The organism is Thermostilla marina (assembly GCF_054657455.1).
Window position 1 is genome coordinate 888513 of the sequence record NZ_BAAHYR010000001.1, and the last position, 22719, is coordinate 911231.

General features: G+C 61.9%; 19 protein-coding genes. 13 read left to right on the plus strand and 6 right to left on the minus strand.

All coding sequences use genetic code 11. From position 1 onward, the window contains the following. Nucleotides 1–123 precede the first annotated feature (123 nt). Nucleotides 124–1701: a 4-alpha-glucanotransferase gene (gene malQ / locus ACYQ2I_RS03100; protein WP_460165526.1), complete on the minus strand. Its 1578-nt coding sequence runs from the start codon at nucleotides 1699–1701 to the stop codon at nucleotides 124–126. 490 nt (nucleotides 1702–2191) lie between these two features. On the opposite strand from malQ, the gene glmS reads away from it, so the two are divergent. From glmS to ACYQ2I_RS03160, 12 genes are all read left to right on the plus strand, one after another. Further along, nucleotides 2192–4060: a glutamine--fructose-6-phosphate transaminase (isomerizing) gene (glmS, locus tag ACYQ2I_RS03105; RefSeq protein ID WP_460165527.1), complete on the plus strand. Its 1869-nt coding sequence runs from the start codon at nucleotides 2192–2194 to the stop codon at nucleotides 4058–4060. 168 nt (nucleotides 4061–4228) lie between these two features. Next, on the plus strand, nucleotides 4229–5248 hold the full coding sequence (locus ACYQ2I_RS03110; RefSeq protein ID WP_460165528.1) for an SIS domain-containing protein: 1020 nt from the start codon (nucleotides 4229–4231) through the stop codon (nucleotides 5246–5248). Nucleotides 5249–5349: 101 nt separating this feature from the next. Then, nucleotides 5350–6171, plus strand: coding sequence for a PIG-L deacetylase family protein (locus ACYQ2I_RS03115; RefSeq protein WP_460165529.1), 822 nt, complete (start codon nucleotides 5350–5352; stop codon nucleotides 6169–6171). Between the two features lie 183 nt (nucleotides 6172–6354). Beyond that, the gene (locus tag ACYQ2I_RS03120) at nucleotides 6355–7173 is read left to right on the plus strand and encodes a glutamine amidotransferase (protein ID WP_460165530.1); all 819 of its coding nucleotides are present in this window, start codon (nucleotides 6355–6357) and stop codon (nucleotides 7171–7173) included. Between the two features lie 99 nt (nucleotides 7174–7272). Next, nucleotides 7273–8457, plus strand: a complete 1185-nt coding sequence (locus tag ACYQ2I_RS03125; protein WP_460165531.1) for a 6-phosphofructokinase — start codon at nucleotides 7273–7275, stop codon at nucleotides 8455–8457. Between the two features lie 230 nt (nucleotides 8458–8687). Next, complete coding sequence (locus ACYQ2I_RS03130) at nucleotides 8688–9719, plus strand: ROK family protein (protein ID WP_460165532.1); 1032 nt, start codon at nucleotides 8688–8690, stop codon at nucleotides 9717–9719. Nucleotides 9720–9823: 104 nt separating this feature from the next. Next, nucleotides 9824–10861, plus strand: coding sequence for an ROK family protein (locus ACYQ2I_RS03135; RefSeq protein ID WP_460165533.1), 1038 nt, complete (start codon nucleotides 9824–9826; stop codon nucleotides 10859–10861). Nucleotides 10862–11161: 300 nt separating this feature from the next. Further along, nucleotides 11162–13426, plus strand: a complete 2265-nt coding sequence (locus ACYQ2I_RS03140; RefSeq protein ID WP_460165534.1) for an NfeD family protein — start codon at nucleotides 11162–11164, stop codon at nucleotides 13424–13426. An 80-nt stretch (nucleotides 13427–13506) separates the two neighbouring features. After that, on the plus strand, nucleotides 13507–14157 hold the full coding sequence (locus ACYQ2I_RS03145) for an NfeD family protein (RefSeq protein ID WP_460165535.1): 651 nt from the start codon (nucleotides 13507–13509) through the stop codon (nucleotides 14155–14157). Nucleotides 14158–14342: 185 nt separating this feature from the next. Continuing rightward, the gene (gene floA / locus ACYQ2I_RS03150; RefSeq protein WP_460165536.1) at nucleotides 14343–15416 is read left to right on the plus strand and encodes a flotillin-like protein FloA; all 1074 of its coding nucleotides are present in this window, start codon (nucleotides 14343–14345) and stop codon (nucleotides 15414–15416) included. Next, entirely contained in the window at nucleotides 15413–16027 is a 615-nt protein-coding gene (locus ACYQ2I_RS03155) for a hypothetical protein (RefSeq protein WP_460165537.1), read from the plus strand. Before floA ends, ACYQ2I_RS03155 begins: the two co-directional genes overlap by 4 nt. 171 nt (nucleotides 16028–16198) lie before the next feature. After that, the gene (locus tag ACYQ2I_RS03160; RefSeq protein ID WP_460165538.1) at nucleotides 16199–17110 is read left to right on the plus strand and encodes an NAD(P)-dependent oxidoreductase; all 912 of its coding nucleotides are present in this window, start codon (nucleotides 16199–16201) and stop codon (nucleotides 17108–17110) included. Nucleotides 17111–17209: 99 nt separating this feature from the next. Here ACYQ2I_RS03160 and ACYQ2I_RS03165 read toward each other — a convergent pair whose 3' ends face one another. The 5 genes from ACYQ2I_RS03165 to queC form a co-directional block, all read right to left on the minus strand. Beyond that, nucleotides 17210–19366, minus strand: coding sequence for a glycoside hydrolase family 32 protein (locus ACYQ2I_RS03165; RefSeq protein ID WP_460165539.1), 2157 nt, complete (start codon nucleotides 19364–19366; stop codon nucleotides 17210–17212). A gap of 167 nt (nucleotides 19367–19533) precedes the next feature. Next, nucleotides 19534–19965 carry a chorismate mutase gene (gene aroH / locus ACYQ2I_RS03170; protein WP_460165540.1) on the minus strand — a complete coding sequence of 144 codons (432 nt, stop codon included), beginning with the start codon at nucleotides 19963–19965 and terminating at the stop codon, nucleotides 19534–19536. A gap of 119 nt (nucleotides 19966–20084) precedes the next feature. After that, nucleotides 20085–20744 (minus strand): molybdenum cofactor guanylyltransferase, encoded by a 660-nt coding sequence (mobA, locus tag ACYQ2I_RS03175; protein ID WP_460165541.1) that lies wholly within the window; start codon nucleotides 20742–20744, stop codon nucleotides 20085–20087. A gap of 3 nt (nucleotides 20745–20747) precedes the next feature. After that, complete coding sequence (locus ACYQ2I_RS03180; RefSeq protein ID WP_460165542.1) at nucleotides 20748–21467, minus strand: 7-carboxy-7-deazaguanine synthase QueE; 720 nt, start codon at nucleotides 21465–21467, stop codon at nucleotides 20748–20750. Then, on the minus strand, nucleotides 21464–22159 hold the full coding sequence (gene queC, locus ACYQ2I_RS03185) for a 7-cyano-7-deazaguanine synthase QueC (protein ID WP_460165543.1): 696 nt from the start codon (nucleotides 22157–22159) through the stop codon (nucleotides 21464–21466). Before queC ends, ACYQ2I_RS03180 begins: the two co-directional genes overlap by 4 nt. Nucleotides 22160–22343: 184 nt before the next feature. On the opposite strand from queC, the gene queF reads away from it, so the two are divergent. Beyond that, nucleotides 22344–22712, plus strand: a complete 369-nt coding sequence (gene queF / locus ACYQ2I_RS03190) for a preQ(1) synthase (protein ID WP_460165544.1) — start codon at nucleotides 22344–22346, stop codon at nucleotides 22710–22712. The last annotated feature ends 7 nt before the right edge of the window (nucleotides 22713–22719 follow it).

The window sequence follows — 22719 nt, forward strand, 5'->3', positions numbered from 1 at the left end:
GCCTCGTCCGCCGCGCGATCGTCCTCGATGCCGTCCCGTCGAAACAGGTGTGCAGGCGTTCTCGGTTCTTGTGCGATCCGACCGGGAACGCCTGTCCCGCTTTCTTGCCCGGCGTCGCGTATGTCAATCGACGCGATCGAGGCGACCGACCGCCACGGCGGCGGATCGGCCTGCGTCGGCGGTGAGTCCGGCCAACCACTCGGCGAGTTCCGGGGTCAGGTCGGCCGATGAGAACCGCCACCGCCAGTTTCCCGTGGCCGTACCGGGGATGTTCATCCGGTGCTCGGCGCCCAGCGAGAGCACGTCTTGCAGCGGGGCAATCGCCATCCGGGAACCGGCCTGCCAGGCCAGCTCGATCATTCGCCGCGCCACATCTTCCGGCCGTCCGCCGAGGTCTTCATCGACGCGGGCACGGAAGTGCGGGTCGGGCGTTACCTCCGTCTCGTACCACCCCCGACTGGTGTTGTTGTCGTGCGTGCCGGTGTAGATGACCGTGTCTTCCGGGGCGTTCGCCGGAAGGAAATGGTCCAGTGACGGATTCCCCAGCACGAACTGAAGCACGATCATCCCGGGCAAATGAAACCGGCGGCGGAGGGCGACGACATCTTCGGTGATGTGGCCTAAATCTTCGGCCACGATGGGCAACACCCGGCGGTTGTCGGCCGTGTACTCCCACGGGCCTTCCCACGTATCGAGCAGCGTTTGCAGCAGTGCCTCGCCCGGGGCAGGAATCCATCGGCCGTGTCGGGCCGTCTTGTGATGCGCCGGAATCGACCAATACGCCGCGAATCCGCGGAAGTGGTCCAGGCGCGTCAAGTCGACCATCCGGCAGCAGGCCCGCAGGCGGTCGACCCACCAGCGGAAGCCGTCTGCCGCGAGCGCCTCCCACTCGTATACGGGATGTCCCCACAGTTGCCCGTTCGCTGAAAATCCGTCGGGAGGCACACCGCCGACCTCGAGGGGATTCCCCGACTCGTCCAACTTGAAATAACGCCGGTTGGCCCACACGTCGGGACTTTGGTAGGCCACGTAAAAGGGCATGTCGCCGAAAATGCGGATCCCCAGCGACTTCGCGTGTGCGTGGAGCCTTTCCCACTGGCGAAAGAAGACGAATTGCTCGAAACGCAGGCGACGCACGGCCGTCGCCAAGGCATCGTCCACGCGCTTCGCGAGTTCATTCCACGGCGTGCCGGGACGCGGTGCGTCGTCGGGCCACGTGTTCCAGGGGCGATGGTCGTAACGCTCGGCCGACGCCATGAACAGTGCGAAATCGTCCAACCACCACGCATGTGCGGCGCAGAATCGCTCGAAGTCCTGTTGCAGCGGATGGGCCGCAGGCAGCGATTCGAACGCCCGAAAGGCCTCTCCCAACAGCGCTCGCTTGGTCCGCACGACCGCCGGGTAATCGACGGGGGCATTCTCCGGACCGGCCGCTGCCGCGTCGTGCAAGGCGTCGGAAGACAAGAGTCCGTCTTCAGCCAGCAACTCAGGGCTGACCAGCAACGGATTTCCGGCGAATGCCGAGGAGGACGTGTATGGCGAGCCGTTTTCTTCGATCGGGCCCAGCGGGAGGATTTGCCAAACATGCTGATCCGCCTGCGCGAGCCATTCCAGAAACCGGTACGCACCGGGCCCCAAGTCGCCGATGCCGAAACGGCCGGGAAGCGATGTCGGATGAAGCAAGATTCCGCTGGACCGCATGTGAGGTCGGCCTTCTACCTATGGAAACCGAGGGTCGGAAAACCGTCGTGCGCTGCGATTCGCCCTTCCGAGAGGAAACAAGGAGGACAATTCACGCCATTATACGGACTCGCCCCAACTGTGCCACTGTCCAAAACTTGCGCCTTCGTTACAGATTGTCGCGTCGCTCGTTGTACCGCGTTCCATGCGTGGTCGGATCATGCGGTGCGGCTTGTGCGGATTGTGGCGATCAGGGAACTTCGCCGAATCACGGCGGCAGTCGCATCTCTTCGCTTGGAACAATACAACATTTCGGGGGGGTGGGTGGTAAAAAAGGCAAATGATAATGGATAAGTAGCTTTTCGTGCGGCGATTCGCGCTGCGTCACTTTTCTCGATTTGCTACAGTTCGCCTGTCACGCGGTCGGGGCACCGATTTGCTTTCCCCGGCGCGAACACTGCTTTGGGGCAACGCTCATCGAGCCGTCAACAGCCAACGAGGATCATCGGCGATGTGTGGAATAGTGGGATACGTCGGGGGCGAGCACGCCGTTTCGTTCATGGTGACCGGATTGCGCCGGTTGGAGTATCGCGGCTACGACAGTGCCGGAGTGGCCACACTGGATTCCCAACGCGAGATTCGCGTAGTGAAGACGGCCGGTCGAATCGACGACTTGGCCAATCAACTTGCCGAAACCCCGATCGACGGTTGCCTGGGGATCGGCCATACCCGTTGGGCCACGCACGGCCCGGCGACCGACTTGAACGCCCATCCCCACTTGGGCGGCGACGGTGCCGTAGCCGTGGTGCACAACGGCGTGATCGAGAACTATCTCGAATTGCGAACCCAATTGGAACGCCGCGGCCACGAGTTTCGCTCGGCGACCGACACGGAAGTCATCGCCCACTTGATTGCCGAGGTCGTTCAACGGCTCGGCGATCCCGAGGCCGTGGCGCGCGACGGCTACGAACCGCTCGTGCGTGCCGTGCAGGCGGCGTTGGGACAGCTCCGGGGAACGTACGGCCTGGCCATCCTGTTCCGCGACTATCCGGATGTGTTGATCGCCGCGCGGCTGGGAAGCCCTCTGATCGTCGGGGTCGGTGACGAGGCGCACTATGTCGCCAGCGATTCGTCGCCGTTGGCCGGGTATACCGACCGAATCGTTTACCTGCGCGATCACGAAACGGCTTTGCTTACGCGCGACAGCGTTCGCGTCTTCCACCGCGACGAAGGCGCCATTGAACTGACGATCGAGCGCCTCGATTTGCAGGTGGACGATGTCGATTTGACCGGCTACGACCACTACATGCTCAAGGAGATTTACGAGCAGCCGGTATCGCTGCGGAACGCGATGCGAGGACGCTTGGATCTCGACACGGCCACCGCCAAGTTCGGCGGATTGAACCTTTCCCCCCAGCAGTTGCGGTCGATCGACCGAATCTTGCTGACCGGGTGCGGCACGAGCTGGCATGCAGCGTTGGTCGGCGAATACCAAATCGAATCGTTGGCGCGGCTTCCCGTCGAGGTCGAGTATGCCAGCGAGCTGCGCTATCGCAATCCGCCCCTCGATCGGAATACGTTGTTGTTTGCGATCACTCAAAGCGGCGAGACCGCCGACACGCTTGCGGCCCTGCGGGAAATGAAACGCAAAGGGCATTTCTCGCTGGCGATTTGTAACGTGGTGGGCAGCACGATCGCCCAGGAAGCCGACGGCGGCATCTACCTGCATGCTGGTCCCGAGATCGGTGTGGCCTCGACGAAAGCGTTCACCTCGCAGTGTCTCGCGTTGGGGATGCTGGCCTTGTACTTCGGCCGCTTGAACCACCTGGGGTTCGAGGCCGGAATGCGTCTGATCCAGCAAATTACCCAGTTGCCCGAGAAACTGGCTCGCACGCTCGAATGCAACGAGGTCGTCCGGCAGGTGGCCGCGAAGTATCAGCACTGTCGGAACTTCTTGTACCTGGGCCGCCAAATCAACTTCCCCACGGCGTTGGAAGGGGCGCTCAAGCTCAAGGAAATCAGCTACATCCACGCCGAGGGATACCCCGCCGCCGAGATGAAGCACGGTCCCATCGCCTTGGTCGATGCCGAGACGCCCAGCGTCTTCGTATTGCCGCGGGGTTGGGTGTACGACAAGGTGCTGGCGAACATGCAGGAGATCAAGGCCCGCGGCGGACCGGTCATCGCCGTCGTCGAACAGGGCGATTCCGACGCAGCGTCGATCGCCGACGACGTGATCGAGGTGCCCGCCGTGGAGGACTTCCTGCAACCGATCGTCTTCGTCGTGCCGCTCCAGCTATTGGCGTATCACATCGCCGTGTTGCGGGGTTGCGACGTCGACAAGCCGCGAAATCTGGCCAAGAGCGTGACGGTCGAGTAGGCCGCTTTCGGGGGTGCTACGGAGAATTTCCGAAAAAGAAATTTCGATCGATTGCATGCGGCAAAGGCGGGCTCTATACTGTCGGATTCACTCAGCGAAGCCGCTATGCCCCCGGGCGGCTTTCGCCGTGTCCGACGGGGTGGGTATAGTCATCCAAGGAGGCCCGCCGTGAACCTTCAAGAGCAAGCCTACGCTCGGTTCCACCTCGTACGCGAAATGATGGAAACGCCGGAATTGGTCGGGCGTTTCGATCCTGCCGCCGGCGCACCGTTCGTCTCGGCGATCGACGAGGTCGGAAAATTGTTTTTGACCGGCGAAGGTTCCAGCCGTATTTTCCCCGCCAAAAACTGCATCGCCGAAAATCTGAAGCGAGGCGGTGCCTGGACGATCGTGACCGAAGGCGCCCGCCAGGCGCACGAATATCGCTTGGAATCGTTCGCAGTCTTCGGCGCCAGCAACAGCGGCCGCACGAAAGAACTCATCTCGCTGTTCCGACAGTTGCAGGAGCAAGGCCACGCCCGCCGGTTCGGTTTGACGGCGACCGCTGGCAGCACGTTGACCGAGGTATCCCAACAGTGTTTCGTGCTCGGGTGCGGCAAGGAAGAAGCCGTAGCAGCCACCAAGAGCGTCGTCGAGCAGGCGCTCTTCTACCTCTCGTTGTTGGCCGCCAAGGATGAGACACTGCCGTTGGCGGCCAACCGCGACGCGGCTGCGGCCGCTTGCCGTGAAGTGCTCGAATCGACGTTGGATGCGTCCATCGTCGAGGCGATTGCTGCGGCCCCGATCGTCTATTTTGCCGGACGCAACAACGGTGTTGCCGAAGAGTTGACTCTCAAGACGAACGAGATCACGCGCAAGAAGAGTGACTACCTTGAAGGTACCTACGCCGTTCACGGGATCGAAGAGGTGATGAATCCCGACGAGGTCGTGTTGGTGGTCGATCCGTATCCGGCGGAGGTGGACAAGTTCCGCGAGGTACTGGTCGACGGCGTCGGCCTGAAGGTGTTCGCAATCGCGTCGAAAGAGACGGGTTTGCCGACGATCAAGATTCCGAGCGTGCCCGGCTACGACACGATCCTTCAGTTGTTGGCCGGTTGGAACGTGCTGGTCGAGGTGGGGGTGAAACTGGGAATCGATCTCGATAAGCCCCAACGCGCCCGCAAGGTCGGCAACGAAGTTTCCGGCTGACGTCTCCGCTTGTGTGCCGCTTGCCGCGCGTCGCAGCGGACCGCGCCGCGGTTCGCTCGATGTTTCGCGGCCGTACCATCGAATCGACGAGGAGTTCCGTGATGGTCGACGGAGTCACCTACTCTCGGCGCACCGCGCAGGGAATCGTTCACAGTCCGCAGATCGCCGACGTCTTCGACGGCTGGAAGGCCGGACAAGAACGCTGGATGTTCGTTTCGCCCCACGACGACGATGTCGTCATCGGGGCCGGGCTGACGACGCACATCGGCATCTTGGAGGGCGTGGAGGTTCACGCGGTCATCACGACCGACGGCCGCATGGGGTACTGTCGACTCGCCCAGCGTCGCAGTATCGCGCGCATTCGCGCCGATGAGGCCGTGGAAGGGTATCGTGCCCTGGGGCTGGTCGCCGAACGGTTGCATCGCCTGGGATTCCCCGATTGCAACTTGAATCCGTATCGAGGCCGGCACTTTGCCACGATCGGCGATCCGACCGAATTGGAAGGTGCCAGCGGGCTTCAGAACGCGTTTCCCTACGTCTTGCGGCAGGTGCGGCCGACGCGGGTGTTCCTGCCCACGCCCACCGACCTGCATCCCGACCACAAGATCGTCTACGAGGAGATGCTGATCAGCCTGTTCCACGCGCAGGGGACGATCTGGCCCGAGTTGGGACGGCCGATCGACGAGGTGCCGAAGGTCTACGAGTACGCCACGTACTGTGATTTTTCGGAACCGCCGCAAATTCGCGTGACCGGCACGGCGGAAATGTTGGAACGTAAACTCGAGGCGATTCGGGCGTTCGCCAGCCAGGAACAGATCGAGGCTTTGGTCGAAGTGCAACGAAACGTCGGCCCGGTCGAGTACATTCGAGAGGTCGAATTCAATTTCTATTCGCCGGAGAAATACGCATCGCTGTTCGAGTGAGCCGCCGGCCGGTAGAGCAGGGGCTTGAGGCCCCGGTCGATATCCGGCGCGTGTTCCGGTTTTCGGACGCGAGGCTTCGGCGAACGTGGGTATCATGGAGATATCGGAACGGCCGCACGACGCCGGTGAGGCGTGTCGCGGTCTTTCACGATCGACTTCTCTTGCCCACAAGGAATCGGGATCATGCGCGATCGAATCTGCTACCTGGGCGACGACGACCTTTCCGGTGCGGCCGTGTACCTGGCCGGTGTGTTGGGACATCACCAGCTTCCCTTCGACCACGTGCCGAGCACTGTGAGGCTGAGCGACAATTGCATCGACGATCCGTATCGGTTGTATATCTTCAGTGATTATCCCGGCGCGAATCTCACGGTGCAGCAAATGGAAGGCATCGTCGCGGCCGTGGCCGAACAAGGCGCCGGATTGTTGATGATCGGCGGATGGGAGAGTTTCTACGGACGCGTCGGTGAGTATGCGAATTCGCCGATCGCCGGGGTGCTTCCCGTCTTCCTGCAATCGCAGGACGACCGCTGCAACTGCTGGCGGCCGTGCGTCGTCGAAAAGACGGCGGCTCATCCGATCGTCGACAATCTGCCCTTCGACGAATCACCGGTCATCGGCGGATTCAATCGGACGACGGCCAAGCCGAATACGAAAACGATCTTGAAGGCCGTCGTGTTCCGGGCGATCGCTCGCGGTGAACGATTCACCTTCGTGCGCAGCGACGAGGCTCCACTGCTGGTGTTGGGGCGATTCGGTGCGGGGCGAACCGCGGCCTTCACCACCGATGCGGCACCGCACTGGGTCGGCGGGCTGGTCGATTGGGGCAACCGGCGGATCGTCCGACAGGTAGAAGATGCCTACGTCGAAGTAGGCGACCGCTACGCGAGACTGTTGGCGAACATCGTCGAGTGGACCGGGCGTTGGAACGATTGGCCCGACGCCCTGGAAGACGACGAAACGGAGATTCCCGCCGAGGAACCGAACGAACTGATGTTGTGATATCGGCCGGCGAAGCAGCGGGACATGCGTCGGCGGCCGTGGGTGTCCGAGTCGAACGGATGCCGAGAAGACGACTGAAACACGGAAAGGGTGAGAACCATGTTGCGCGGAAAAGCCTTGATCGGACAAAGCGGCGGCCCGACGTCGGTCATCAACGCCAGCTTGGTGGGCGTGCTCGAAAAGTGCCGCGAATTTGGCGACATCACCGGCGTTTTGGGCATGCGTTTCGGCATCGAGGGCTTCATGGAGGGCGAAGTGATCGACTTGGGGGCGCTCTCGGACGAGACCGTCGCCGCCCTCAAACGCACGCCCGGCTCGGCCTTGGGAAGTTGTCGTCACAAACTGGTCGACGAGGACTTTCCCCGCGTGCTCGAAATGCTCGAAAAGCACGACATCCGCTATATGTTCCTGATCGGCGGAAACGACACGATGGACACGATCCACCGTGTCGAGGCCTATTGCCGCGAGAAAGGTTACGAGATGATCGGTGTGGGCGTGCCCAAGACGGTCGATAACGACCTGTTCGGCACCGATCACACGCCGGGATTCGGCAGCGCCGGCAGGTACGTGGCGCTCTCGGTACTCCAGGGCGGTACGTTGGCCAGGGACATGCAACGTGTCGATCAATACGTGATCTTCCAGACGGTCGGCCGTTCGGCGGGATGGTTACCTGCCGCGGCCGCGGTCGCCAAACGGGATGAAGCCGACGCCCCGCACATCATCCTGCTGCCCGAACGCCCCTTCGATCGCGACAAGTTCCTGGCCGAGGTCGAACGGTGCCGGTCGGCCTACGGATGGTGCAGCATCGTATGCGGCGAAGGGATCTGCTACGCCGACGGCACGCCCGTCAGCCAATCGCAAACCACCGACAAGTTCTCGAACGTCGAATTCGGAGCGATGGGCGGCACGAGCGCCGCCATGATGCTGCACCGCATGATCGGCGATGCCTTTGGATGGCGAGGTGAATTCCAGGTGTGCGAGTCGCTGCAAATGTGCGCCGCCGATCGAATCAGCGAAATCGACCTGGAAGAGGCCTACGCCGTGGGATGCCGGGCGGTGGAATTGGCGGCCGAAGGGGTTTCGGGGGCGATGGTCTCGATCGTGCGAGAGTCCGACGATCCGTACGCCTGGAGCCTCGGGACGGCTTCGCTTTCAGAAGTTGCCGTTCGCGCGAAACCGATGCCCGACGAGTTTATCGACGCCTCGGGCATGTTCGTGAACGAAGCGTGCCTGAACTATCTGCGACCGTTGATCGGCCCCTTGCCGAACTACGTTCGGCTGTAAGGGTTGCCGCGAGGGGGGCGGTTCGATCATACTGAAGTGCTTTCCTAATGCACAGAGGACTCCCCCCAATCCGATGCAGCAGGACGCGTCCGGGAGGGTGACGGCCGTCGTTTCCGGCGGACGCTATGCGGCAAGTTTCTTGCCCGCGATCGAAGGGCGGTGAGTCCCGTTCGGAACGATTGATGATTGTATGCAAAATAGGCGATAGAAACGTTCTGCGCGAGGGACTCATGTTCGAACAAATCACTCGAGAACAGGCCCAGGCACCCTTTTACGTCGGGATCGATCTGGGCGGAACCAACATCAAGGCTGGAGTCGTCGACGACCTGGGGCGCGTCATTTGGCGCGACCAGGTGCCTACCTACGTTGAACGCGGACCGCACGACGGTGCCCGCCGAATCGGCGAATTGATCAAGCGGGCGATCGCCGAAGTCGGGGCGGCGGAGGACGAAGTCGGCGGAGTCGGGCTCGGCTCGCCCGGCACGATGGACATCCCCGGAGGAAAGCTCGTCGTTCCCGCCAACCTCAAGGGTTGGGAGCACTTCCCGATTCGCGATGAAGTCAGTAAGGTTTGCGGACGCCCGGTCGTCTTCGCCAACGATGCGACCGCCGCCGCATTCGGCGAAAGTTGGGTCGGTGCCGGAAAACAGTTCGAGAGCCTCATTTTGCTGACGTTGGGGACCGGCATCGGCTGCGGGATCGTCATCGGCGATATGCTGCTGGACGGTCAACACAGCCACGGCGGCGAATACGGCCACACGGTCATCGACTGCGGGCCCGACGCGCCCACGTGCTCGTGCGGCAGGCGAGGTCACCTCGAGGCTTTCGCCAGCGCCACCGCCGTCACTCGCCGGGCGAAAGAAGCCCTCGACGCGGGCCACGTGAGCATGTTGACCCGCCGTATCGCCGAAGGTGCGGTTCTCGAACCGAAATTGATCGCCGAAACCGCCGAAGCCGGCGACGAGCTTTCGCGCCGGTTGATCTTCGAGACGGCCGAGTATCTGGGAATCGGTATCGTCAACCTCATGCACACGATCGACCCCGATGCCATCCTGATCGGCGGGGCGATGACCTTCGGCGGCAAAGGTTCCCGCTTGGGCGAGCTGTTCCTTCAACGCGTGCGGGAGGAAGTGTTCCTGAGGGCCTATCCCGCGGTCGGCGACAATACGGCCATCGAATTCGCCACGCTCGGAGGGGCCGCGGGGTTCATCGGCGCAGCCGGTATCGCCCGGCTCGACGCCCGCAAGAAAGCCCGAGGCTGATCGGCGCTGCGACCGAGCGGACGAAGCAGGCAAGGCACGGCGGCCGCGGCAAATCGATGGATGATCAACCCGGGGCATGTTGAAGCATCGAAGGAGGACGTTCCGTGACCGCCGTCATTCGACCGATTCCGCTGGCACGTTCCGTCGCACCGTTTTACGTCGGGATCGACCTGGGAGGAACGAACACGAAGATCGGATTGGTCGACGATCTGGGGCGTCCGATCTTTCGTCCGGAATCGATACCGACTTCGGTCGAAGACGGGCCCGAAGCGGCGATCGAGCGGATTGCTGCGGCCGTCCTCCAGATGATCGACCGCTCCCAACTTCAGCCAAACGAGGTGGCGCGGGTCGGGTTGGGGTGTGCCGGGATTCTCGACCTGCACGCGGGCGTGATGGTCAATCCGACGAATTTCCCCGGCTGGGGCGGCTTTCCCATTCGCGAGGCTTTGGCCGAGCGCTGCGGGATGCCCGTGGTAATGGCCAACGATGCCTCGGCCGCCGCCTTCGGCGAACTTTGGATCGGCTCGGGACGTGGATTTCGCAGCCTCGTACTGTTGACGCTCGGTACCGGTGTCGGCTGCGGTGTGATCCTGGGCGATTTGATCATCGAAGGCGAACACGGCCACGGGACCGAGTGCGGCCACATTCTCATCGACCCCGCCGACGATGCGCGGATGTGCTCGTGCGGGAAGACGGGCCACCTCGAAGCCTACGCGGGCGGGTACGCCGTCATCGAACGCACACGCGAGCGAATCGAGGCGGAACCGACCACTTCGCTCAAGCCCCGAATCGACGCCGGGGAACGCCTGACCCCGCTGATGGTCGCTGAAGAAGCCGAAAAAGGGGACCCCGTCGCCCGCGAAATCGTCATGGAAACCGCCCGTTATCTCGGGCTCGGAATCGTCACGCTGCTGCATACTTTCGACCCCTCGGGGGTGTTGATCGGCGGGGCGATGACGTTCGGAGGGGCGGCAAGCCCTCTGGGGCAAGCGTTTTTGGGACGCATTCGCGAGGAGGTGGCCGCCCGCGCGTTCCCTGTGCTGGCCGAAAAGGTGAAAATCCGGTTCGCCGCGTTGGGAAACGATGCCGGATTCATCGGAGCCGCCGGTATTGCACGATTGGAGCATCGAAAAGAACGCTGACGCATCCCCATCCGGGGGGCGCCGTTCGCTCGGTTCTTCCCGAATACGACCAATACAAAGCGCCGCCGGGCGAATGGCATCTTGGGTAACTGGCGATCGGCGGACTCCCACCGCGCGCCCCAAGGAAGCGAAGTCTTTTGCTCACGAAGACACTTCTGTAGAGGGGGTTGAGGTGTTTGACGGCCTGTTCGAGGCAGTCCTATAATGCGCCGGGTTCGTATGCTGTCGGAGGCCGATCTTCCTTCGAACCTGCGTCGTCGGAAGTCGATTTCCATCGCTCGAACGAAAGGAATTGCGGTCATGCCGGCATGGTTTCCGGTTTCTCCGCGGAAACGTAGAAAGTGGCTCGCCGCCGTCGTATTCGCGGGGGCGATCTCGGTGTGGTGCTCCGGCTTGCTCGAAGCTCAAGAGGCCTCGATCGACCCGGCGGGCGGACGACCGTCGGCACCGGCGGAAGAAGCGACGGACGACGCGAATGTCATTTTGGGACGCGTCTTGCGGATCGGATTGCCGATTACCGGCCCGGCGACGGGGCGAATCAAGCAGCATGTCGGCGATTTGGTGCAACAGGCGGCCGACCGCGATCAGCGGCTGGTGTTCATTCTCGAATTCGACGTTCCGCCCGACGAGGAAGAATACGCCGTCCGCAGCGAGTTCGGTGCATGTTACGACTTGGCCGAGTTTCTCACCGGTCCGGCGATGGCGAACCACACGACCGTCGCCTTCATTCCGCAACCGGTTTTCGGCCATGCCGTGCTGGTTGCTTTGGCATGTGACCGGATCGTGATGGGGCCGGACGGCGAATTGGGGGCCGCGGGCATTGCCGAAGCACGAATTTCACCGCCGATGGTCAGTGCGTATCGGCATATGGCCCAACGGCGGCGCACGATTCCCGAAGAAGTCGCCGTCGGAATGCTCGATCCTGCAAAGTCGGTGTTGATCGTCGAGACGGATACGGAACGCCGGTTCGTTACGCCCGACCAACTGGAGCGCCTACGACAAGAGCGGACCATTCGCGGCGAACCGAAAGTGCTCTTCGCCGAAAACGAGTTCGGCCGTCTTGCTGCCCGCGAGGCCCGCGAACTCGACTTCATCGATGCCTTGGCCGACGACATGACCGAGGTCTTGCGGTTATTGGAGATCGCGCCCGATCATGTGGAACAGATCGACCTGCTCGGCGAGCGATGGCGACCCGTGTTGGTCGAGATCAAAGGACCGATCCGCGCGAACGCCGTCGATCGCGCGATTCGGCTCGTGCAAGACGCGATTCGGCGCGACGACGCGAACTTCGTGTGCGTGCGGATCGACAGTCCGGGCGGCTCGCCTGCCGATTCGTTGCGACTGGCCACCTTCTTGTGCGAAGATTTGGCGGCCGATCGCGTGCGGACGACCGCCTACATTCCCAACATGGCATTGGCCGATGCCGCGCTGATCGCTGCCGCCTGTGATCACGTGATCATGAAAGAAGGCGCTTTGCTCGGCGGCGAAGGCGACGTCGTCCTCACCGATCGGGACATCAAATCGATCGTTTCGACGTTGAAAGACGTGATCGTCAAGCGAACGCATCGATCCTGGTCGCTGACCGCGTCGATGTTCGATCCGAACCTGGAGGTCGTCAAGTACAGTCGCAAAGGCAATGCGAACTACGTCGATTACTTTTGTAAAGAAGAGTTAGCGTCGTTGCCGGATGCCGATGATTGGGAGGCGGGCGAAGTCGTCCATCCGCCGGGAGACGTACTCCAAGTCGAGGCCGAACAAGCCCGCGAACTGGGGTTGGCCCGCGAGATCGTTTCGGGGTTCGCCGAGTTGAAACACCTGTACGGTTTGGACGACGATCCGACCCTTTTGGAGCCGACGTGGGCCGATATTCTGATCGAGGCGTTGGCCTCACCGTATGTGGCGGTGTTTTTGCTGATTTTCGGCGTCGTCGGACTGATGATCGAGCTGCAAACCCCCGGCGTCGGCGTGGGCGGTTTTCTTGCCGCGACGTGCTTTGTGCTTTTCTTCTGGAGTCGTTTCTTGGGGCAAACGGCCGGATGGCTCGAAGTTTCGTTGTTCGTGTTGGGAATCGTCTGCTTGTTGCTGGAATTCTTTGTGATTCCGGGGTTCGGGATCTTCGGGCTCGGCGGCGGATTGCTCGTTTTGGCCTCGCTGATCTTGGCCGGTCAAACGTTCATCATTCCCCGCAACAGCTACCAATTGCAGCAGTTTCAGAATTCGTTGTACGTGCTGGCGGGAACAGGAATCGGCATCGGCGCGGCGATTTGGGCCCTCAACAAATGGTTGCCCGGCATTCCCGTCTTGGGACGCGTCGTCCTGCAACCGCCTTCCGAACAGGAACAACAAGAATTTCAACAGCGGCGGCGATTGTCGACGGTCGACGAGAGTTGGGTCGGTAAACGCGGCAAAGTGACCGCCCCTTTGATGCCCAGCGGCAAGGCCCGCATCGACGGTCGCCTGATCGATGTGATCGCCGAAGACTACGAAAGCGTCGATCCTCCGGCCGAAGTCGAAATCACCGAGGTGCGCGGCAACCGGGTTTTCGTGCGACCGGTGCACAAGTAATCGGCAGTAATCGGCGGCGGACGCACGTGTGAAGCAAGCGGCAACACGCACTTCGAAAACGATACCGAGGTCACCCAGCGATGGATACGTGGATTTGGCCGGTGATGATGGTTTTCGTCGGGCTGGCTTTGGCCGTGCTGGAGCTGTTTTTCGTCTCGCACGGCATCTTGAGCGCGCTGGCGGTGTTGTCGCTGGTGACGGCGGTCGTGATGGGGTTCATGTATTCCACGTTGTTGGGTGAAATCCTGCTGACCGTCTCGATGTTGGGAATTCCCGGTTTCGTGGTCTTGGCGATCTACATTTGGCCGCGGACGCCTATCGGTCGCCGTGTCCTGTTGCCGGAGGTTTCCGAAGAAGCCGTCTTGCCCGACAATCCGCGGATCAAGGCCCTCAGGACGCTGGTGGGCGAGGTCGGCTTGACCAAGGCCCAACTGTTGCCCTCGGGACCGGTCGAAATCAACGGTCGCACGTACGATGCGCTGAGCGAAGGGCCGGCCATCGAGGCAGGCACGCCGGTGCGGGTCGTCGCCGTGCAGGGGGCCTGGATCCTCGTGCGGGCCCTGGCCGAAGAAGAAGGCAACGATGCGGAAACGCCGGACGGTTCACAGACCGCCGACACGCAACACTATGGCAAGGAATCGCCGCGAGAAGCGAATACCTCGGAGAAGGAAGCCGATATCGATCTGGAACTTCCCGACGATTTGTTCGACGACGAACGGGGTTCCAAGTGATGCGGGACGGTGCGTCCCTCCGGAATTTCTTGACAGTATGCAGCAAATTGGGTAAAGGGTAGGCAGTCTTTAGAGGGGATTTGGCGCCCGAGAACGCGGGGCGTCGGCGACCGCAGCCGTCGATCCGCGTATCGTGCTCTCCGCTTGCGAGGGCGAGCCTCGCCCAACGAAAGAGAGTGTGACCGATGTGGATGCTCGCACAGCAGGACGTCAAGACGATCATCATTTTCGTGGCCGTTTTCCTGGTCATTGTTTTCGGGATCGTCGTCCTCGCCGTTTTTGCGAAGTACTTTCGGCTGTGGATTCAGGCGAAAACGACCGGGGCGGGAATCAGTATTTTCGATCTGTTGGGGATGACATTCCGTAAGGTCCGGCCCGAGATCATCGTCCGCGCGAAGATCATGGCCGTGCAAGCCGGAATCACAGCCGCCGACGGCGTGACGACCAAATCGCTCGAGGCGCACTACCTGGCCGGAGGAAACGTGGGGCAGGTCATCCGCGCCCTGATCGCCGCCCGCAACGCCCAGATGTCGGAACTCGATTTTCGCCTCGCTGCGGCGATCGACCTCGCCGGACGCGACGTGCTCGAGGCGGTGCGGACCAGTGTGTACCCGAAGGTCATCGATTGCCCCAAGAAAGGGTCCGGTAAAGACGCCCTCGATGCGGTGGCCAAGAACGGGATTCAATTGCTGGTCAAAGCGCGGGTAACCGTTCGGGCGAATATCTTGCAACTGATCGGTGGGGCCACGGAAGAGACGATCATTGCCCGCGTCGGCGAGGGCATCATTCGCGCCATCGGCTCCTGCGATACCCACTACGAGGTGCTCGAGAATCCCGACAACATCTCGAAGGCGGTGTTGGCCCAACGGTTGGACCGGCAGACGGCCTTCGAGATCGTTTCGATCGACATTGCCGACATCGACGTAGGACAGAACATCGGCGCCCGCTTGCAGGCCGACCAGGCCGAGGCCGATGTCCGCGTCGCGCGTGCCAAGGCCGAAAGCCGCCGCGCGATGGCGGTCGCCGCCGAGCAAGAGAACTTGGCTTTGATCGAAGAAAACCGAGCGAAGCTGGTCGAGGCCGAAGCCGAAGTTCCCAAGGCCATTGCCGAGGCGTTCCAGAACGGCGGTTTGGGGATCATGGACTACTATCGGCTGCAAAACATCCAGGCCGATACCGACATGCGTGCGGCGATCGCAAAGGCCGGAACGCCGACGCAACAAAAGCAAGCCGGGCAGACACGGGGGACGGCCTCATGACGTTTTCGCCCGCTTGGATTTTGGCCGACGGCGAATGGGTAGGCGTGATCATCTTCTTGGTGATTTCGGCTCTGAGTGCCTTGGCGCAGGGATTGGGGAACAAGAAGAAGAAGGCCCCCGGTCCGCGGCCCGGGCCGCAGCCTCCCCGACAGGCACCCGCCCCCGGATTGCGCGACGAGATCGAAGCCTTCTTGAAAGCGCAACGCGGCGACCGGCGCCCTGCCGCCGACGAGCCGCCGGTCGAGGCGATCGTGATCGACGAGGAAAACGACTTTTCCGGAATGCGGTCGTCATCCGCCCGAGAGGCGAAGACGACCATCTGCGGCGGCGTCTCTCGTTCAGACGGTGATGACGACCTCTCCGATGTCGATTCGCGTCATTTGCCGCACCTTAGGCAGGCTCCGGAACCGGGCGCCGATCCCACGATCGACGGAAGTGAGAGAGATATCGTCGACGCTCCGGGACCGGCGACTTCCTCGGAGCAGATCGACGAAATCAGCAGTCCGTTGGCCTCGCAGTTGACGGCCATGTTGCAAAGTCCGCAAGGGGCCTTTCAAGCGATCTTGTTGTCGGAAATTTTCCGTCGCCCCGACGAACGGCCGTTTCTGTAAGCGACGGCAAGGTGTTCCCGATTCGATTTTCGGCCGTCGATGTCGCGTGCAGCTTTCATGCCGACGCCCCACGTGGCAACGCCCGTCTCGAAGCGGTAGCATGAAACCGTTTCGGAGCAATGCGCCGGAGCATGGGGCGAATCGAGCGACTAGACACTGGGAGGTGAACTCATGGATCGCGCAGACCCGGGGAAAACCCGCGTCGGTTGGATCGGGACGGGCGTGATGGGACTGAGCATGTGTCGGCATCTGATCGAGGCCGGTTACCAAGCGACCGTCTACAACCGCACGAAAAGCAAGGCCGAGCCGCTGATCGCCTTGGGGGCCGCGTGGGCCGATTCGCCGCGGCAAGTCGCGGAAGCGGCCGATATCGTCTTCTCGATCGTCGGCTTTCCCCACGATGTCCGCGAGGTGATCTTGGGGCCGAACGGTGCATTGGCGGGATGTCGGCCGGGCAGCATCATCGTCGATATGACCACCAGCGAACCTTCATTGGCGGTCGAAATCGCCGCTCAAGCCAAGGCGAAGGACGTGTGGGCGATCGATGCGCCGGTTTCCGGCGGCGATGTCGGGGCGCGAGAAGCCCGCTTGTCGATCATGGTCGGCGGCGAACCCGAAGCCGTCGAGGCGGTCATGCCCTGTTTTGAGGTGATGGGCAAGACGATCGTGCATCAAGGGCCGCCCGGCGCCGGCCAACACACGAAGATGGTCAACCAGATCCTCATCGCCACGAACATGATCGGCGTGTGCGAGAGCCTGCTGTACGCCTACAAGGCCGGGTTGGATCTCGAAACCGTCTTGAAGTCGGTGGCTTCCGGCGCGGCAGGGAGCTGGTCGTTGTCGAATCTCGGTCCCCGCATCATCGACAACAACTTCGATCCCGGCTTCTTCGTCGAACATTTCGTGAAAGACATGGGAATCGCGCTGGCCGAGGCGAAGCGGATGAACCTGGCATTGCCGGGGTTGGCGCTGGCCCATCAACTGTACATCTCGCTGATCGCCTGCGGCGGTGCGAAGAACGGAACACAGGCGTTGCAATTGGCCCTGGCACGAATGAATGACATCGACTGGCAGCATCGTTGAACGAACCGGCGGTCCGGCCGATTCGGCGGAGGAAAAACTCCAAGCGGCGGCTTCGTGCAAGGCGAGGCCGCCGCGTTTCGATTTGCCGAACCGAAGCGTTTACCAGATCGAACGCAGTTTCGAGAAAACGAGCCGTTCAAGCGTTGCCGAACCGTCGGCGCGAAGCGCGTACGATCGGTTTGCCGGATCGATCGGTACGACGAACGAGAGCACGTAGCGCCCGTCTTGGGCGAAGATTTCGACCGACGTGCGATCGACGAGTACGCGCAAGTGGAGCGATGCCGCGTCGCCCGGGAGTTCGATCGCCTTGCCGCCGCATTGCAGTCGGTGATCTTGCGGCGTGTACGCGATCTCGAAACCGCGACAGGTCAGCGTGATCTTTTTCGACTCACCGGGGGTGACGACCAGGTCGATGTCGGCCGTTTCGGACTCCACATTCGCCAACGGGTCGCTATCGACGACCAGCGGTTGCTTGTCCAAAGTGATCGTTTCGGCGGCCAGTCGGGCGATTTCGTCGATCGGTTTCGCAAACAATCGCACACCCTCGGAGGTCGTCCGGAGGCTGAATTCTCGCGGAAAGGTCATCTGCTGGTTGAACGGCATGTCGGGATATGCCTGTCCGTTGCTGCGCATCCAACCGATGAACACGCGGCGCCCCTTCGGCTCGTCGTTGTAGGTTTGGCCCGCGTAGCAGTTTCCGCCCCATTCACTGGGAAGGACGTCGGTTTCGGGCGAAAAGGTCTTGCCGTCGAAGGTGCCGATCATGTGGCGGCCTCCGGCTTCCCAGATTACCCATTTGACGTTGTTCGCATCCCCGTCGACCGGCAGCGGGAACAGCTCGGGGCATTCGTGCGCATTGGGGAAGTCGCAAATGCTTGCGAGTTTCCAGTCGACGAGATTCTTTGAATTGAAGATGTGCATCGATCCGCGGCGCACGTACAGGACGAGCACCCAGTGTTTGCCGGGGGCGTACCAAATCACCTTGGGATCGCGGTTCGAGCCTTCGATGTTTTCGATGATCGGATTGTCCGCGTACGGGGTGAACGTGCGACCGTCGAGCGAATAGACCAACGACTGCGTGAACGGACTGCCGGCGGAGGTGTGGAAACAGCACATAGCCGGTTTGCCGGGCTTGCCTAGTCCGCTCGTGTTGTCGTGATCGACGACCGCCGAACCGGAGAAGATCGTGCCCAATCGGTTCGGCAGGATGGCATCGCCGACTTCTTCCCAGTGGAGCAGGTCGCGGCTGACGGCGTGCCCCCAGGTCATATTTCCCCATTTGATACCGAACGGGTTGTGTTGGAAAAACAAGTGATACTCGCCGTTGAAGTAGACCAAGCCGTTCGGATCGTTCGTCCAGCCGGTCCGCGGCGTGAAATGGTACAGCGGTCGGAACGGTTCGTGATAGACGTTTTCGGGCAAGATCGGCGCGTCGCCTTGGCGAATGTGTTCGGCGATTTCGGCGGCCGCCTTGCGCGGATTCGTCCGCAGGATCAACGTCTTGCCGACGAACGGTTTCACGTCGAGCGAGGCCCAGTACAAGAGACTTTCATCGTCGAGCGCGGGCGTGAATTGAAAGTAACGGACGACTTCCTCGTCCAAGGAAAGCTCGACCCGGATTCGCTCGGCGTCGCGGGCGACCGGCACCAGCAACAACGGCTTGGTGATGGGCAGTTCGACCGCGCCGAGGGACTGTGCCGGTGTGTCGGACTGTACGATCTGATCGACGTTGATGTGTCCCCAACCTCCAGAGCGGGCGTCGACGATCCGCAGCACGGCCGTTTTGCCCTCGAATTCCGAAACGTCCCAGCTCGCCCAGTCGAGTTCTTCCGAGCCGCCGGGACGTGTGTTGGGGCCGACGGCCTTGCGGACGGACTTTCCGTCGATGATGAGCTCCATGTAGGTCTCGTCCGGGTATCCGCCGCCGCCGATCAGGAAATTGATGTGGCGTCGGCGAATCTCGAAAGGCGGACTGGTCAGGGTGCCGGTGGGCTTGTCGCCGCCGTAGTAGCTGTTGACCAGGCGTTTTCCCTCGTAGCCTGTGACGGCCATTTGATGCGGCAAGGTTCCTTCGGCCGGGCCGGGGCCGAACGCCTCCCCGGTCGTCTTCCATTCACCGTAGGTTTCCGACTCGAAGTCGGCGATCAGAATGTCGGGGCGGGGAGACGGCTCGGCGGCGACGGACACGACCGAAAACGATGCGCACACGGCAAGCGATGCGATCACCAACCAGGCGGCGTATTGGTGACGTAGCATGGCAGAACTCCTCGCTATAGGTGGGAATAGAAGCGACGATCGCGGCTGGAACGCCGTCGCGTCACATTGTAGACAGCCGACAATCCGAATGCGAACGAATCACCGGCCACATCGAGAAATGCGTCATTGGCAAGGTAGCGGCTGACGGTTTCCACGCATTGAAGCCGTCAAGACGCTTCATCCGGGAAGCGATCGGCGATCCAGGCTTCCAGTTCCTGCGGATCGACCGGCGGGATGCTCGACAAATCGGGACGCAACGCCTCGGCACCTTTGACGTACACGTGGACGATGTCTTGCGCCGTTTTTTCGGTATTCCACAAGATCAAGATGCGGATGCACTTTTCGAGCGAGCCGGGCACACCCATTTCGTGGCCGCACAGTAAAGGAACGTGCATCCAACCTAGTTGCCGGGCGGCCAAGGCAGGAAACTGGCTGTTCAGGTCGGGGCTGGTCGTGAAGAAGATGCAGGCGACCTCTTCGGGGCGAATGTCGTTTTCCCGAATCATCAGCGCCAACAGTTCGCGCGTGGCCTGAAGAATCGCCGCCGAGGTATTGTCGTCGGCGGTCGTGGCGCCTCGAACTCCGCGACACATCAACATGGGTGCCCTCGATCCGTGTATCTGGTGCCCATCCGCTTGCGTAACCTCTCCAGTCTACCCCGACCGGCACGCCATGGCTACCGGTCGCGCGCCCGTGACCGACTACGGCATTGCGGTGTTTAAGTTCGTTCCAAACGTTCGCGGATCGCCCGGTATTCGTCGGGCGTATTCATGTTGCGGAACGACTCGAGCAAGGGATCGACGCGGCGGAGTTCGTCTGCCGCGAGGTAGTGCACGGGGACTTCGTCGAACACACGGTACAGGCGACGCTCGCCGCTTGCCAGAAGACGCCGCACGACCGCCGTTAGGTGCGGTCGATAGATCGCCGCCAGCGGTTCGGGGTATTTGTCCGGTTTCGGGACGATCGCCGCAACCTCGGGATGGGCCGCGGCCGTTTCCCACAACAACGCAACAAGCTCACGACGCAACAACGGTAGATCGCAGGCGGTCAGCAAGACACCGGAACAACCGGGAAAAGCGTCCAGCGCCACCGCGAGAGCAGCCAAGGGACCGGCGTAGTCTTCGCGGTCGCGCAACAGACACACGTCGTCGGGAAACGGTCCCGGATCGTCCGCCGCCGCCACGACGGCCGTCTGGTCGGCTTCGGCGGAGACGAGTCGCACCATGTGATCCAGCAACGTGCCTGCGCCCAAGGGAAGGCGATGCTTCGGACGCCCCATCCGCCGAGCACGACCACCGCACAGCACGGCTGCGATGCGTTTCCCTGCCGTAGGGGAAAAGGGGGAATGCGTCGAAATGCCGGATGTCGGTGGATTCATGACTCATGTGCCGCGCGTGGGACCGTACCATTCGATTTGGCGTCGGGGGCAAAACCGAAAGCCGTTCTCGACGCAATAGGGTTTCAACCAAAGGGCCTTGCGGGCCAGCAGCAGCGGATCCGTTCCTTGCGGCATCAACAAGATGCGATTGCGATCCAGGTGGGGCAGGTCTCGCAAGTACCGCTCCAGTTCGGCGCAGTCGTCGGGGTGGTCGATCACGAACTTGACTTGATATTCGTATTCCTGCGTCAAACGGGCGAGGACGTCGGGCCGATAACGGCGCCGTTCGTGGGCTTCGGCCCAACGGGGATGACGGTTCGGATCGGGCCGCGAGTTCGCCAGCTTGGGGCTGAGCGACATCAAGTGACAGACGACCGGCAGATAGCGGGTGCCCGCCGTCTCGATCGTAATGTGACGGTCGTAGGATGCCAGGGTCTCGCACAGGGGGACCAGATCAGGAAACAGCATCGGTTCCCCTCCCGTGATGACCACATGGCGACAGTCGTACGAGAGAATCCTGGGCACGAGCTGTTCGACCGAGACGAGTTCGCCCGTCCGTTGCCATGAGGTATACGGCGTATCACAGAACCAACAGCGGAGGTTGCAACCGCCGGTCCGCACGAACACGCTTTCGGTGCCGGTCAGCAGCCCTTCGCCTTGTCGGGATTGATAGACTTCGGTGATACGCATGAGCGGTACGACGGGGCATGTGCGGCGACTCACGAGTCGTTCGCATAGGGAAGGGGATCGACCAATCCGGCTTCGGCAAACCCCTTGCGGCGCAGGCGACAGGCATCGCAGCGGCCGCAGGCGAGGCCGCCGTCCAGCGGGTCGTAACAAGTGCTCGTCAGGCCGTAATCGACGCCCAACTCGGTACCGCGACGGATGATGTCGGCCTTGGTCATGGCAATCAGGGGAGTGTGGATGCGGAACCGGCTACGCCCTTCGACGCCGGCCTTGGTGGCGACGTTGGCCAGCTTTTCGAAGGTGGCGATGAACTCGGGCCGACAGTCGGGGTAGCCGCTGTAGTCGATCGCGTTGACGCCGATGAAGATGTCGGCCGCGTCCGAAGCCTCGGCAAAGGCCAACGCCAGCGACAGAAATACCGTGTTGCGGGCGGGGACGTACGTAACCGGAATGTCCGAGGCGATGGCCTTTTCGTCGCGGTCTTTCGGGACCTCGATGGCATCGGTCAAGGCACTACCGCCGAAGGCCGACAGATCGACTTTCAGCACGACGTGCCGCGCGATGCCCAGCGACTGCGCCACACGGCGGGCCGCTTCCAGCTCGTAGCGATGGCGTTGACCGTAGTCGATGGTCAACGCGGCGACCTCGAAGCCGTCGGCGACGGCGATGGCGGTGGATGTCGTGGAATCGAGCCCTCCCGACAGGAGAGCGACGGCCTTCTTGCTCATGGTTTCGGCGGTACGTTCCTGGAAAATGATGTGAGTCCCTCGCGTGAAGGGGAAAGCACGCGTCTGCGACCGTCCGCAGCGCGTGCGAAAGTGCCCGGCTCAGGGGTATCGGCCCGTTTCGCGGCACTTCCCCCAAACAATCCATCATGCCACAATAAGGGGGAAGAGAAAAGGAGAGCGAACCGTGAGCGAGTCGTTCCGCGACATTCTGGAAACCTTCGACAACAGCTATCCCGGCCGTGATTACACGATCGAGATCGTGCAGCCGGAATTTACGTCGGTATGTCCTCGCACGGGCCAGCCCGATTTCGGCACGCTGACGATCACGTACATTCCGGCCGAAAAGTGCGTCGAGTTGAAAAGCTTGAAGTTCTATCTCCAGCGGTTCCGCAACGAAGGGATCTTCTACGAGAACGTGACGAACCGCATCTTGGACGATCTCGTGGCCGTCTTGCAGCCCAAATGGATGCAGATTCGCGCCGCGTTCACGCCTCGCGGGGGGATCAGTACCACCGTCACTGCCGAATACTCGGCCGAGACCGGAACTCGCTGACGACGTG